Raw genomic sequence first — 13,468 nt, 5'->3', positions numbered from 1 at the left:
CGATGAGCGAACCGTCGCACGACAAGCACACCGCCACCACCCCGGGCGAGCTGCGTGAACAGGTCGAGCGCACCCGCGCCGAGCTGGGGGCGACCGTCCAGACGCCGGCCGAGAAGACCGACGTCGCGGCGCGCGCCAGGGAGAAGGGCGCCGAGGTCAAGGACAGGACGGTGGAGGTCGCCGGGCAGGCGAGGGAGAGGACGGCCGAGGTCGCCGGGCAGGCCGTGGCCAGGGCGGGGGAGCTGAAGGCCGGGGCCGCCAAGGCCGCGCACGCGGTCCAGGACAAGGTGCCCGACCCGGTCAGGGACAGGGCGGCCCAGGCCGCGGAGCAGGTGCGGGGCGGCGCCGCGTGGGCCGGTGGAGTGTGGCAGGAGAAGGCGCCGGAACCACTGCGGCAGCGGGCGGCCCAGGGGGCGCGGCTGGCGCGCGAGAACCGCACCCTGGTCCTGGCCGCCGCGGGCACCGCGATCGTCCTCTGGCTGGCGGCCCGCCACCGCAAGGCGTGACGCGGGCACCCCGCGGCAGGGAGTCGTCGCCGACGGGGGTACCGGTGTCCACGCACAGGTCGCATCAAGGAAGGTGAGCACCATGCCCGCGGGATCGAGCAGGAAGCGGCAGCGGCAGTACGAGCACATCAAGGAGAGCGCGCGGGACCGCGGGGAGTCCGAGAGCCGCGCCGAGGAGATCGCGGCGCGCACGGTGAACAAGGAGCGGGCGAGGGCGGGAGAGTCCAGGACGGCGAGCAAGGCGTCCCTGCACGACCCCAGGTCGGCCTCGCAGCGGGGCGGCGAGCGCTCGCACTCCGGCGCCCAGGGCCCCACCAGGGACCAGCTCTACGAGGAGGCCAGGAAGCGCGATGTCCCCGGACGCTCCTCCATGAGCAAACAGCAGCTGAAGCACGCGCTGGGCCGCTGAGAGCCGTGCCGCCGGAAGGGAGACCGCCGGTGCGGGGCGGCGTGCGGGACGACGGGCGCGACGAATCGCCCGAGGAGCGGGCCGACCGGAAATGGGGCGACCTGCTCCAGGAGATCCGCGTGGCGCAGACCGGGGTACAGATCCTGTTCGGCTTCCTGCTGACCGTGGTGTTCCAGCCGGCCTACTGGCGGCTGTCGGCCGCGGACCGGACCCTGTACATGGTCACGATCGTCCTCGGGGCCACGGCCATTGGTGCGCTGGTCGCCCCGGTGGCCTTCCACCGGATCGTGACGGGCCGCTTCATCAAGCCGGAGGCCGTCGTGTGGGCGTCGAGGCTGACCCTGCTGGGTCTGACGCTCCTGCTGCTCACCATGACCGCCTCGCTGCTGCTGGTGCTGCGTACGGCCACCCACGACGACTCGTACGTGCCGTGGATCGTCGCGGGCGTGGCCGGACTGTACGTCGTGTGGTGGATCGTCCTCCCGGTCGTCCTGCGGATGCGGGCGGGCCGTACCGGCCGTGCTTCCGGCAGGAACGCCGGCGGGCCGGACTGAACCGGGGCCGTGTCCCGTGCGCATCCGGGGCGGGACGGCCTGACCGGCCGTCCCGTCCCGGCGGCGCCGCGGTCGCGTGTCCCGCGCGGCCGCGTCGGGGCGTCGTGCCGTCAGCGGTTGCGGATGGCGCTGGTGGTGAAGAATCCGGTGGCGGCGGCGGCGACGAGAGCACAGACAGAAAACAGCATGGTTCGACGCACAGGACGTCCTCTCTGACTGATCGTGAGCTGGCACCCTGCACAACGCCGGTCATGCCGTCGGGGGCTCGCCACCGCCCCATACGCCACCCGCATGGACGCGACCGAGGACCGCCCGGCGCGGTTCGCCGGGCCCGTGCGCGGGTGCCCGCTCCGGTCAGCGGACCCGCGCCACCGCCGTGTAGATGCCGCTGTTCTCCGGCGTCGGCACCGGACCCGACTTGAACCAGTCCGTCGCCGTCACCAGACCGGGGTCCACGAGGTCGAGGTCCTCGAAGAAGCGCTCCACCCCGGCCCGGGTACGGAAGCCGAGCCGGATGCCGCCCTTCGCGTACTCGGCGGTGACCTGCGCGGACAGCTCCGGGTACACGTCGGAGGAGGCGTGCGACAGCACCAGGTAACTGCCCGAGGGCAGCGTGGCGACCAGATTGCGGACGATGGAGTGGGCGTCCTCGTCGTCGGGGATGAAGTGCATCAGCGCGATCAGCGACAGCGCGATGGGACGGCTGAAGTCCAGGACGTGCCGCGCGTGTTGGACGATCTCCTGGGCCTGCCGCACATCGGCCTGGATGTAGTCCGTGACCCCCTCGGGCCGGCTGACCAGGAGCGCCTCGGCGTGACGCAGCACGATCGGGTCGTTGTCGGTGTAGACGACCTTCGCCGACGGCGTGATGTCCTGGACGATCTGGTGCAGGTTCGGCTGGGTCGGGATCCCGGTGCCGATGTCCAGGAACTGGTCGATGCCCTGCTCGGCGAGCCAGGCGGACGCCCGGTGCATGAACTCCCGGTTCTGCCGGGCCGCGTCCCTGGCCTCGGGCGGCAGCTTCTCGGCCACCGCCTCGTCGACCGGGTAGTTGTCCTTGCCGCCCAACAGCCAGTCGTAGACCCGCGCGGGATGCGCCTTGCTGGTGTCGAGCGGAGGAAACGACTGTCGGTCGATCGTCATGGCAAGCTCCCATCGCACCACGGAAACGCGGCAGGCCAAATGTTCGATCATCCTACTCGGAACGGCCATGTGGTCGGCGTGATACGGGAGTTGAGCAAACGGTGAACACGGGTCCGGCGCGCGGACGGGAACGGGTTCCGGCGCCGGGCCGGACGGGTTCCGGTTGCGGGGCTCCGTGAGCGCACGCACGCTGGCTTGAGGGGTGACCCGTGGCAGGGGATGGTCGTCGTGAGCGGAGCCGCACGCCGGACGACGAGACTGTTCTCCCGCCGTGACCGCGCGGTCATCGCCGCCGCCTCGATCGCGATGCTGCTGGTGGAGCTGGACTGGTTCGCGCTCAACCTCATGCTGCCGGTGATCGCCCGCGACTTCGGGACGCCCTCCACCGACCTCCAGTGGCTGGTGAGCGGCTACATGCTCACCCTCGGCGCCCTGATGATCGTCGGCGGGCGGGCCGCCGACCTCTACGGCCGAAGACGCGTCATCGTCATCGGTCTGACGGGCTTCGCCGTGATGTCCGTGGTGTGCAGCACCGCCCGGAACGCGGCCTGGCTTACGGCGGGACGCGTGGTCCAGGGCATGACGGCGGCCCTCGTGCTGCCGATCGCGGTGGCCGTGGTGACCGCGCACTTCCGTGACGGCCGCCAGGGCCGGGCGGTCGGCACCGTCCTCGCCTTCAGCGCCGTCGGCACCGCGCTCGGGCCCTTCGTCGGCGGGTCCTTCGCCGAGCTCGTCAGCTGGCGCGCGGTCTTCCTGCTGAACGTGCCGTTCTGCCTGCTCGCGGTGCTGCTCGTGCTGCGGTACGTCACCGAGTCACGGGACGAGGGGGCCGCGCGGGGGATGGACCTGCCCGGCGCGGTCGTGCTGGCCTGCGGCCTGACCGCGGGCATGCTCGCCGTCGACCAGGGATCGGCCTGGGGCTGGGACTCCGCGGCCACCCTGCTGTGCTTCGCCCTGGGCGCCCTCGCGCTCGCCCTGTTCGTGGTGATCGAGCGCCGGACGAAGGAACCGCTGATCGATCTGTCGCTGCTGCGCAACCGGCCGTTCGTGACCGTGACGGCGGCCGGGACCGTCTCGAACATCGTGTACTGCCTGGTCGCCGTGCTGGCCGCCCTGTACCTGCAACAGGCGCGCGGGCTGTCGCCGCTGGACTCGGGCGTGGTCTTCCTCGCGCTGTCGGCGGGCGTCGGCGCGGCGAGCTACTGGTCGGGTCATCTGGCGCGCCGGTGGCGGGCGGAGGTGCTGATGGCGGTCGGGCTGCTGCTGAGCGGGGTGGCGCTCGGCGCGCTGACCTGGGCGCGTCCGCTGCCCCTCTACGCCGCCGTGTTCGCGGTGGTGGGAGCGGGCGTGGGCCTGGGCTGGGCCCTGACCAACGCGGCGACCCAGTCCTACGTGCCCGCCGGGCGGCTGGCGGCGGCCTCGGGACTGGTCCTCACCTCGCTGGTGCTGTGGGGCGCGGTGGCCGTGACGGTGGCCGCGACCGTCGTGGAGGAGCTCAGCGGCTCCGCCGGGGTCGCGGCGTCCTACGGTTCGGCGATCGACCTCGTGCTGCGGGTGGTGGCCCTGCTCGCCGTGGCCGGCGCCGCCGTGCTGGTGCCGCTCGTCCGCTCGGGCGCCGGGACACCCGCGGACCGGCCCGCGGCGACGGCGGGGGAGGTCGACGCGGCTCCGCGGACGCGCTCGTAACACCCGGGCACCGGAGGTGTTTCACCCCGCGTCCGGGGGTACCAGGGCCTCCCGAGTCGGGTTTTGAACCGCGCTTTACACATCCACTGCAACCGCGGACGGGCGCCCGCAGTCCAAAAGAGAGAGTGAGGCAGGCACGATTGTGAGCCGGGGTAAAAGTGAAGCGACGTAGCGGGATATCGATGGCACTCGTCATGGCGGCGGTGCTGGCGGGCGCCAGCGCCTGTGGCGGGGGTACACCGAAGGCGAGTTCAGACGACGGAAAGGCCGGGGCGAGCAAGCCGACGGCCAGCGTGAAGCCGTCTCCATCGAAGCCCGCCGGGCCGCCGATGCTCCTGGAGACCATCACGCCGCAGAGCGGCGCCACGGTCGGCGTCGCGATGCCGATCTCGGTGATCTTCACCAACCCGGTGGGGCAGAAGGCCCGTGCCGACATCGAGAAGCACATGAAGGTCACCAGCTCCCAGCCGATGACGGGTGCGTGGCACTGGTTCGGCGACCGGCGCGCCGACTGGCGGCCGAAGTCCTACTGGGCGACCGGCACCAAGGTGAAGGTCACCGCCGATCTGAAGGGCGTCGCCAACGGCAACGGCCGCTTCGGGACGCGTACCTACGTGCACGACTTCACCGTCGGCGACGACGTCCGCGCGGATGTGTCGGTCACCGGTCACACGATGAAGGTCACGAAGAACGGCGCGCCCGTGCGCACGCTCTCGATCAACGCGGGCAGCGCCCAGTACCCCACGTGGAACGGGGTGATGGCGGTGATCGACAAGGCGAAGACGGTCCACATGACCTCCTGCAGCGTCGGCATCAGCTGCACCAAGGGCGCCCCCAACTACTACGACCTGACGCTGCCTTGGGACGTGCACCTGACCCAGTCCGGGACGTACGTCCACTACTCGACCGGTGACCCGAACCCGGGCAGCGGCAGCGCCCGTGGCTCGCACGGCTGTGTCCACCTGTCGATCTCCGACGCCGAGTGGTTCTACAACCAGGTCAAGCAGGGCGACCCGGTGTCCGTCACCGGCTCCCCGCGGGCGAAGGCCTCCGCCGACAACGGCTTCGCCTCGTTCAACCTGAGCTGGGACCAGTGGCTGGCCGGCAGCGCCAGCGGCGAGACCACCGCCGGCTGAGTCGGGCCGGTACGGCCGGGCCGGGTGATCAGAAGAGCATGGCCAGATCACCCGGCCACACCCGGGCCGTGACGGGGAGGGTGGCCTCGACCTCCCCGTCGGCTCCGTAGGGCACGGGACGGTCCGCCTCGATGCGGATCTCCCGGCCCCGCAGGATCACCACTTCGGGCCGGGCCACGTGCGCGCCGGTCCTGAGCTCGTTCATGAGGGTGAAGAACAGCCGGCGCGGGGCCTGGCGGATCATGACGACGTCCAGCAGCCCGTCGTCCGTGAGGGCCAGCGGGGCGATGATGCGACCGGAGCCGTAGTAGGCGGAGTTGGCGGCCACCACCGTGTAGCCCCGGTGGAAGTGCTCCTCACCGTCGACGGTGACGCGGTACGACGCCGGTCGCCAGCCCGCGACCGCGCGCAGACCTCCCGCGTAGTACGAGGCGGCCCCGCGCAGCACGCGCGCCTGGTTGGCGTGCTGGTTGGCGAGCGCGTCGACCCCCGCGTACACGCTGCCGAGCACGACGGTGCGCGCGTGCACCGCCGACTCCACCTCGATGGTGTCCACGCGGCGGGGCTCGTGGCGCAGCAGGACGCGGGTCAGGTCCGCCGGGGCGGTGGGCAGCCGGAGCGCGCGGGCGAAGTCGTTGCCCCGCCCGGCCGGGACCAGCCCGAGGACGGTGTCCGTCCCGCTGAGGGCCCCGCCGATCCCGCCCGCGATCCCGTCGCCGCCCACGGCCAGGACGACCCTGCCCCGCTCTCCCGCGCGCAGCGCCAGCTCCTGCGCGTGGGCCAGGCTGCGGCTGTACTCGGTCTCCAGTCCGGCTCCGGCCTCCCGCAGCAGGCGGGCGACCGGGAGCAGCGCGGCCGCCCCGGTGGAGCCGCCCGCGGTGGGATTGACGACCGCGGTGAACTGTCGCATCGGTGTGCCTCCGGGCTGTGACGGGTGGGGAGCGGGGCGGAGCCGGACGGAGCGGGGGCGGAACGCGGGGTGCGGCGGCGCCGTCGGGACGGCCGCCGCGGGTCGATCGCGGTGGGTGTCAGTCGAGGGGCAGCAGGATCCCCGGGTTGAGAACGCCGTCGGGGTCCAGCCGCCGCTTGACGGCCAGCAGCGCCTCGATGCCCAGGGGGCCCGCCTCGCGCAGGTACCCGTCACGGTGGTCGGTGCCCACCCCGTGGTGGTGGCTGATGGTCCCGCCCGCGTTCAGCACGGCCTCGCAGGCGGCTTCCTTGGCCGGTGCCCAGTGGGCCACGGGGTCCTCGCCCTGCGCCGAGACCACCGTGAAGTAGAGCGAGGCGCCGTTCTCGTAGACGTGCGAGATGTGGCACATGACCAGGGGCGGGGTCCCGGCGGCGGTGAGCGTGTCCGTCAGCGCGGTGCGCACGGCGGCGTAGAGCTCGGGCACGCGTGACCAGAAGGTCGCCGTCTCCAGGGTCTCGGCGAACGCCCCGGCGTCGAGCAGCGCGTCGCGCAGATAGGGAGCCGAGTAGCGGCCGTGCGCCCAGCGTTCACCGGGCTCGGCGCCCAGGTACGTGCCCCCGGCGGCGCGCAGGACGGCCGCGGCCTCCTCGCGGCGGTGCGCGGTCTCCTCCTCGGTCCCCTCGTACCCGGCGATCGCCGTGCAGCCGGTGACCGCGGGGGCCTCGGCCGAACCGATCGCATCGGGCTGGGCGAGGCCGATGAACGTCTCGGTCTCGTCGGACAGCCGCAGCACTGTGGGCCGCGGACCGTCCTGGGCGAGCCTGCGCAGCGCGGTGGCGCCCTCCTCGAACGAGGCGAACCGCCAGCCCTCGTAGACACGCGTCCGCGGCACCGGCCTGATCCGTACGGTGACCGAGGTGATGACGCCGAAGGCGCCCTCGGAACCGAGGATCAGCTGGCGCAGGTCGGGGCCGGCCGCCGAGCGGGGGGCGCGGCCCGTGTCCAGGGTGCCCTCCGGGGTCGCGACGGTGAGGCCGAGCACCATCTCGTCGAAGCGGCCGTATCCGGCGGACGCCTGGCCGCTGGACCGCGCGGCGGCGAACCCGCCGATGGTGGCCCACTCGTAGGACTGCGGGAAGTGCCCGAGGGTGAAGCCGTACTCGGCGAGCAGGGCCTCCGCGTCGGGGGCGCGCAGGCCCGGCTGGAGCGTCGCGGTCCGGGAGACGGGGTCGATGCCGAGCAGGGCGTTCATCCGCCGCAGGTCGAGCGCGACGAACGCGCTGCGCTCGGGGGCGAGTCCGCCGACGACGGAGGTGCCGCCGCCGAACGGGACGACGGCGAGGCCGTGTTCGGCGCAGACGCGCAGGACGGCCAGCACCTCGTCGTGGGTCGAGGGCAGCACCACCGCCGCGGGGGCGTCCCGGGCGTCGCCCGCGCGGATCTTCAGGAGGTCGGGCGTCGACTTCCCGCGGGTGTGCCTGATCCGGGTCTCGGCGTCGGTGCGTACGTGGGCCGCGTCGCCGACGGCGTCCGCGAGCGCGTGCAGGACCGGGGCCGGCGGGGGCTCGGCGAGGGAGATCTCGTCGAGGGTGTGTGGGGCGGTGTCCCGCGGTTTCACGCCGAGCAGATCCCGCAGCAGGCCGGTCACCGAGTCGGGCAGCGGTGCCGCCTTCGCCGGGTCGCCCCAGCCACTCCACAGCATGTCCATGAACGTAGTCCTCATCGGTCGGTTCGCGACGCGCCGGCTCCCGCACGGCCGCTCAGGGCGTTACACTGTGACACATGGCGCCCATTCGTCACAACCACTCGGACGGCGACCCCGTCCTCGACGCCGTACGCGACTGCGTCCTGGCGGTCGGAGTCCGCCGCACCACCCTGACCGACGTGGCCCGCCGCGCCGGTGTCTCCCGCATGACGCTCTACCGGCGCTGGCCCGATGTGCGCTCGCTCGTCGGCGACCTGATGACCCGTGAGTGGATCGACGTGGCGACCCGCGCCCTGCCGGAGCCGCAGCCGGACGGGCAGACGCGGACCCTGATCGTGGACGGTCTGGTGGCCGGGGTGGAGGGCTTCCGGGCCCACCCGCTCTTCCGCAAGATCATCGACGTCGACCCGGAACTTCTGCTCCCGTACGTACTGGACCGGCGCGGAGCCAGTCAGGAAGCGCTCCTGGAACTCCTCGCCGACGCCCTGGAACAGGGGCACGCCGACGGGTCGGTGCGGATCGCCCCCACGCGGCGGCAGGCCCGGGCCGTGCTGCTCGTGGTGCAGTCCTTCACCCTGTCGCTGCGGACCATGACCGACGAGGAAGACCCCGAACTCACCAGCAGCGCCTTTCTCGACGAGCTGCGCACCCTTCTGGAGAGGACCCTCACGCCATGAGCCCCACAAGCAGTCCCTCCGGCGGTCCGTCCGGCCCGGCGTCCGGATCGTCGCTCTCCGCCGCCCGTCGCCGCCGTGAACTCGCCGAGGCCGTGGGCGGCGACACCGTGGACGTCCTGGTCGTCGGACTCGGCGCCACCGGCGCCGGGGTCGCCCTGGACGCTGCCGCCCGCGGTCTGAGCGTCGTCGCCGTCGACGCCCACGACCTCGCCTTCGGCACCTCGCGCTGGAGCTCCAAGCTCATCCACGGCGGACTGCGCTACCTGGCCTCCGGGCAGCTCGACGTCGCGCACGAGAGCGCGGTCGAACGCGGCACCCTCATGGAACGCACCGCCCCCCACCTCGTACGCGCCCAGCCCTTCGTGCTGCCGCTGACCCCGCTGGTCTCCCGCGGCCAGGCCTCCCTGGCCTGGGCCGGGTTCCGCGCCGGGGACACCCTGCGGCTCGCGGCCCGCACATCACGCGCCACCCTGCCCGCGCCGCGCCGGCTCTCCGCCGTCGAGGCCCGCCACCTGGCACCGTCGGTGCGCCCCGCCGGACTGCGCGGCGGCCTGCTGTCCTGGGACGGCAAGGTGACCGACGACGCCCGGCTCGTCACCGCGCTCGCCCGTACCGCCGCTGCCCACGGCGCGAAGATCCTCACCCGGGTCAGGGTCCTCGGGACCGGCGGCACCGTCGCCCGCGTCCGCGACGAACTCACGGGAGAACAGGGCGAGATCAGGGCCCGGGCGATCGTCAACGCCACCGGCGTCTGGGCCGGCGAACTGGTCGAGGGCATCCGCATCCGCCCCTCCCGCGGAACCCATCTGGTGCTGCGCGCCGACCTGTTCGGACCGCTGCCCGCCGGACTGCACATCCCGATCCCGGGCGAGACCAACAGGTTCGTCCTCGTCCTGCCGCAGGACGACGGACGCGTGTACGTGGGCCTGACCGACGAACCCGTCGACGGCGAGGTGCCCGACGTGCCCGAGCCGCCGGAGTCGGACATCGGCTTCCTGCTCGACGTGGTCGGCTCCGCGCTGGACGCCCCGGTGCGGCGCCAGGACGTCGTCGGCGCCTTCGCGGGACTGCGGCCCCTGCTCGACACCGTGCCCGCCCGCTCGGGCGAGGCCGCCCGCACCTCGGACATCTCGCGCCGGCACGCCGTCCTCACCTCGGACGACGGGGTGATCACGGTGGTCGGCGGCAAGCTCACGACCTACCGGCGGATGGCCCAGGACGCCGTCGACGCGGCCGTCGAGGCCCGGGGTCTGACGGCGGGTCCGTCGACGACCGCCTCGCTGCCGCTGGTGGGCGCGGCGGCCCCGCACCGGCTCGGATCGCTCGCCGCCCCCGGGCCGCTGATCCGCCGGTACGGCGCCGAGGCACCCGCGGTCCACGCCCTGGCCGCCCGCGATCCCCGGCTCGGCGAGTCCGTGGTGCCGGGACACCCCGTCACGCGGGCCGCGCTGCTCTGGGCCGTGCTGCACGAGGGCGCCCTCGACGAGTCCGACCTCCTGGACCGCCGCACCCGCATCGGCCTGGTGCCGGAGGACCGCTCCGCGGCGGTCCCCTCGGCCCGGGAAGCCCTGGACGCGGCCGCGTCCCGGTCGGCCTGACGCGGGACCGCGGGGCTTCGCACGGGCCGCGCGGCGCCGTCCATTGGCGGCACGCGCGTCGCGTGTCGGGCCGGGCACCGTCGTCGCCCGGCCCTCGTTCCCGAGACTGAGCCCATGACCGAACACACCGGACCGCCGGCGCCGGACGGACGACGGGAACGCCAGCGGACCGTCGTCATGGCGACCCTCACCGTCCTGGCCGGCGCCGTCGACGCGATCAGCTTCCTCACCATGGGACACGTCTTCACCGCGCTGGCCACGGGCAACCTGCTCTTCCTCTCCTTCGCCGTCGCCGGGGAGGGAGAGCTGCCGGTGGCCCGTCCGGCCGTCGCCCTGCTCGCCTTCGTCCTCGGGGCCGCCGCCGGGGCGCTCGTCACCAGCGAGCTCGTCGCACGGCACCGGCACTGGTTCGCGGCCGCCCTGGCCGTCGAAGGGGCGCTCCTGGCCCTCGCGGGTGCCACGGTGCTGTGGCGGCACGGCTCCGGTTCCCTCACCGAACACCCGGACAACCTGGTCATCGCCATGGTCGGTTTCGCCATGGGGCTGCGCGCCGACACCGCCCTGCGCGCGGCCGTTCCCGGCATGCCGACCCTCCTGGTCCAGGTGTCCCTGGTCCGCCTCATCCACGGTCTCACCGGAGTCGGAGCAGGAGCCGCAACCGGCGGTGCGTCGGGGTCGGATGCGCCGTCGGAGGCGAGGCCCGGCGCCGAGGGAGGCCCGGTGACCGGGCAGGCGCCCACCGCCCGCGTCCGGCTCGTCGCCACCGTCGGCGGCATCTTCGCGGGCGGTGCGCTCGGCACCCTCATCACGCCGTGGGGAACGGGCCGGGCGCTGCTCGCCGTCGCGGGCGCCGTCCTGGTCACCGCCGCCCTCAACGTGGTCCTGGCGCGGTACCGGCTGCTCTCGCCCGAGCTCATCGGCTGAACCCCTGCGGCACCCTGACGGGATCACCTCGTACGCGGGATCGCCTCGTACGTGGGACCTGCCGCTCGCGACCTTGCCGGAACCCGGCAGTCCCGCCGGGGTCGAGTGTTTCCAGGACCCCCCGTTCACGCAGGACGGGCGGCTGTGACCTAATGCTCCCGGAAGCGAGGAGACACGGGAGTGACGGTGCGGACGGTGGACGAGCGGGCGACGTCACGGCGGATCCGGCGGGAGTGGTGGAGCGCGGCCGGCTGGACGCTGCTCGGACTGGTCCTGTCGGCCGTGGCCGTGGTGCCGGGCTTCCTGATCCCCGGGAGGGTGGCCGCGGAGACGGCCTTCGAGGGCGCCAAGCCTTGCGCCGGCCGGGCCGCCGCGCGGGACGACGGCGCGAACTGCCTGCGGACGATCCGCGGGACGGTCCTCTCCGCCCGGACCGTCAAGAGCGGGCGTACGGAGGTCCTCCGGGTGCGCCTGCGGCCGCCGGTCCCCGCTCCCGCCGACGGCGCGATCGACCTCGACCCGCGCGGCGACCTGGCGGAGAGCGTTCGGCCCGGAAGGCAGGTCGACGTCACGACGTGGCGGAACGACATGATCGCCGTGAGCAGGGGCGAGGTGCGCGAGACGCTCTCGGGACTGCCGGACGAGGAACCCGCCGTCCTGACCGCGGTGGCCCTGGCGGTCGTCTGGTCGGCGGCCCTCGCCTTCATCGGCGCGTTCGGCGCCGGACGGCGGGCCCGTTGCCTCGCCACAGGCCGCCCCGTGATCCCCCGGGTCCCGATCGGGGCGAAGCCCCTGGCCGTGATCGTCGTGCCGTTCGCCATGGCCTTCGTCGCGGGCCATTTCTGGGACGCGTGGACGGCAGTGGTGATGTCCGTGGTCCTCGGAGCCCTGATCGCGGTCCCCGTCACGATCCTCGCCCTGCGCTGGGACCGCGAGCCGTCCCCGACACCCCCGCCGGGCGACCCGGCCGGCACCCCGGCCGGCCCTCCCGCGCCGGGAGAACAGGACGATGCCGCGGCCGGACCTCCCGAGCCGGGCGACCAGGCCGACGCCCCGCCCGGCCCGCGCTCGCCGACCCGGAGCGGGACCGTACGTGCTCAGCGCCCCTGACACCCGGAGCGGGACGGTCGTGACTCAGCGCCCCTGACACCCTCAACGGGACAGCCCGGGCTCAGCGCCCCCGGCGCCCGGTCCGCCGCCCTGGAACACCCGTCCCGGTGGAGAGCACCTCGTGCGCGAGCCGCCCCGCGAGCGCACCGCCGAACACGACGACCCCGACACCGACCAGCCAGGACTGGACGACCAGGACGGTGCCGAACGGCCCGTAGGCGACGGCGCTGGACGCGATCAGCGGTGAGAAGACGTGCCGGGAGAAGACCCGCAGGCCGAGCAGGGCGAGAGCCGTCAGCACCGCTCCCGGCAGCAGCGCCCTGCCGGGGACCCTTCCGCCGAGCAGCATCCACTGCGACCACCAGAAGAAGAGCACGGCGCTGAACGTCGCGGCCAGCGTTCCCGCGGCCGAGTGGCGCCACAGCGTGGTCGTCGCGGTCACGTAGAGGGTGCCGATGAGCACGGCGAGCCAGAGGACGTGGCGCCAGCGGGCGTACCAGCGGGCCGGCGGCAGGTTCCAGACCTTCTCGTAACCGGTCTGCACCGCCGCGCCGAAGCTCAGGCCGAAGACCGCGAGCGCGGCGAGCCCGAAGGCCGTCGTGGTCCGCCGTACCTGCGCGGGCCCCGCGAACAGCCGCGCCACCTCGTCCCTCGCGGCCGCCGACACCCCGAGTCCGTCGCCCAGCCACTGGGCGAACCCCCTGCCGTGCGCCGGATCCGCGGCCGAGACGACGATCAGCAGCGGTACGAGCGTCAGGAAGCCGAGGGCCGCGAAGCCCAGTGACCACTGCCCGAGTTCGATGTCCCTGCCGTGCCGCCAGCCCCGGCCGGCCGCGGAGTCGCGAAGCGCCGCGCGCAGCCGTACCCACGGGGTGGGCCGGTCGGGGCCGTCGGCTTCCGGTGGGACCGTTTTCGGCATGCAGACCGACTACCACAGACGGTGTCCGCGCCGACAGCATCAGGACAGGACACGACAGGAAGGATGCGGGGCGCGTGGCCCCGGACCCATGACGGGTCGGCCCCGCCCCCCAGCGGCTCCGCCGGGCCCGCGTGGGCTGGGTGGGCGGGCAACACCAGGCAACAACAAAGACGCCGGCCGCAGGGTAGAAC

13 protein-coding genes are annotated in these 13,468 nt (G+C 73.7%); 9 read left to right on the top strand and 4 right to left on the bottom strand.

Annotation, left to right across the window (positions count from 1 at the left end):
- Positions 1-2: 2 nt before the first annotated feature.
- From ACFWI4_RS22125 to ACFWI4_RS22115, 3 genes are all read left to right on the top strand, one after another.
- Entirely contained in the window at positions 3-506 is a 504-nt protein-coding gene (locus ACFWI4_RS22125) for a DUF3618 domain-containing protein (RefSeq protein WP_387198794.1), read from the top strand.
- Between the two features lie 82 nt (positions 507-588).
- Positions 589-915, top strand: coding sequence for a plasmid stabilization protein (locus tag ACFWI4_RS22120; protein WP_387198791.1), 327 nt, complete (start codon positions 589-591; stop codon positions 913-915).
- 29 nt (positions 916-944) lie between these two features.
- Positions 945-1,469: a DUF6328 family protein gene (locus ACFWI4_RS22115; RefSeq protein ID WP_387198788.1), complete on the top strand. Its 525-nt coding sequence runs from the start codon at positions 945-947 to the stop codon at positions 1,467-1,469.
- A gap of 354 nt (positions 1,470-1,823) precedes the next feature.
- Here ACFWI4_RS22115 and ACFWI4_RS22110 read toward each other — a convergent pair whose 3' ends face one another.
- On the bottom strand, positions 1,824-2,612 hold the full coding sequence (locus tag ACFWI4_RS22110) for an SAM-dependent methyltransferase (RefSeq protein WP_387198785.1): 789 nt from the start codon (positions 2,610-2,612) through the stop codon (positions 1,824-1,826).
- Positions 2,613-2,840: 228 nt separating this feature from the next.
- On the opposite strand from ACFWI4_RS22110, the gene ACFWI4_RS22105 reads away from it, so the two are divergent.
- Entirely contained in the window at positions 2,841-4,298 is a 1,458-nt protein-coding gene (locus ACFWI4_RS22105) for an MFS transporter (RefSeq protein ID WP_387198782.1), read from the top strand.
- 182 nt (positions 4,299-4,480) lie between these two features.
- Positions 4,481-5,434 (top strand): Ig-like domain-containing protein, encoded by a 954-nt coding sequence (locus tag ACFWI4_RS22100; RefSeq protein ID WP_387198779.1) that lies wholly within the window; start codon positions 4,481-4,483, stop codon positions 5,432-5,434.
- Positions 5,435-5,462: 28 nt separating this feature from the next.
- Here the strand turns inward: ACFWI4_RS22100 and ACFWI4_RS22095 are convergent, their stop codons facing one another.
- Together ACFWI4_RS22095 and ACFWI4_RS22090 are read right to left on the bottom strand one after the other, a co-directional pair.
- The gene (locus ACFWI4_RS22095) at positions 5,463-6,344 is read right to left on the bottom strand and encodes a diacylglycerol kinase family protein (RefSeq protein ID WP_387198776.1); all 882 of its coding nucleotides are present in this window, start codon (positions 6,342-6,344) and stop codon (positions 5,463-5,465) included.
- A 118-nt stretch (positions 6,345-6,462) separates the two neighbouring features.
- Entirely contained in the window at positions 6,463-8,052 is a 1,590-nt protein-coding gene (locus ACFWI4_RS22090) for an FAD-binding oxidoreductase (RefSeq protein ID WP_387198773.1), read from the bottom strand.
- A gap of 74 nt (positions 8,053-8,126) precedes the next feature.
- Between ACFWI4_RS22090 and ACFWI4_RS22085 the strand changes: the two genes are divergently transcribed.
- The 4 genes from ACFWI4_RS22085 to ACFWI4_RS22070 all read left to right on the top strand — a co-directional run bounded on the left by ACFWI4_RS22085 (position 8,127) and on the right by ACFWI4_RS22070 (position 12,358).
- Entirely contained in the window at positions 8,127-8,726 is a 600-nt protein-coding gene (locus ACFWI4_RS22085) for a TetR/AcrR family transcriptional regulator (RefSeq protein WP_387198770.1), read from the top strand.
- Positions 8,723-10,324 (top strand): FAD-dependent oxidoreductase, encoded by a 1,602-nt coding sequence (locus tag ACFWI4_RS22080; RefSeq protein ID WP_387198767.1) that lies wholly within the window; start codon positions 8,723-8,725, stop codon positions 10,322-10,324. The genes ACFWI4_RS22085 and ACFWI4_RS22080 overlap by 4 nt, the downstream gene beginning before the upstream one ends.
- Before the next feature lie 114 nt (positions 10,325-10,438).
- Positions 10,439-11,248, top strand: coding sequence for a YoaK family protein (locus ACFWI4_RS22075; RefSeq protein ID WP_387198764.1), 810 nt, complete (start codon positions 10,439-10,441; stop codon positions 11,246-11,248).
- Between the two features lie 180 nt (positions 11,249-11,428).
- Positions 11,429-12,358: a hypothetical protein gene (locus ACFWI4_RS22070; RefSeq protein WP_387198761.1), complete on the top strand. Its 930-nt coding sequence runs from the start codon at positions 11,429-11,431 to the stop codon at positions 12,356-12,358.
- Between the two features lie 61 nt (positions 12,359-12,419).
- Here the strand turns inward: ACFWI4_RS22070 and ACFWI4_RS22065 are convergent, their stop codons facing one another.
- The gene (locus ACFWI4_RS22065; protein ID WP_387198758.1) at positions 12,420-13,277 is read right to left on the bottom strand and encodes a ribonuclease BN; all 858 of its coding nucleotides are present in this window, start codon (positions 13,275-13,277) and stop codon (positions 12,420-12,422) included.
- Between the last annotated feature and the right edge of the window lie 191 nt (positions 13,278-13,468).

This window comes from Streptomyces sp. NPDC127038 (genome assembly GCF_042725875.1).
Classification (GTDB): domain Bacteria; phylum Actinomycetota; class Actinomycetes; order Streptomycetales; family Streptomycetaceae; genus Streptomyces.
This window is presented reverse-complemented; position numbering and strand designations above follow the sequence as displayed.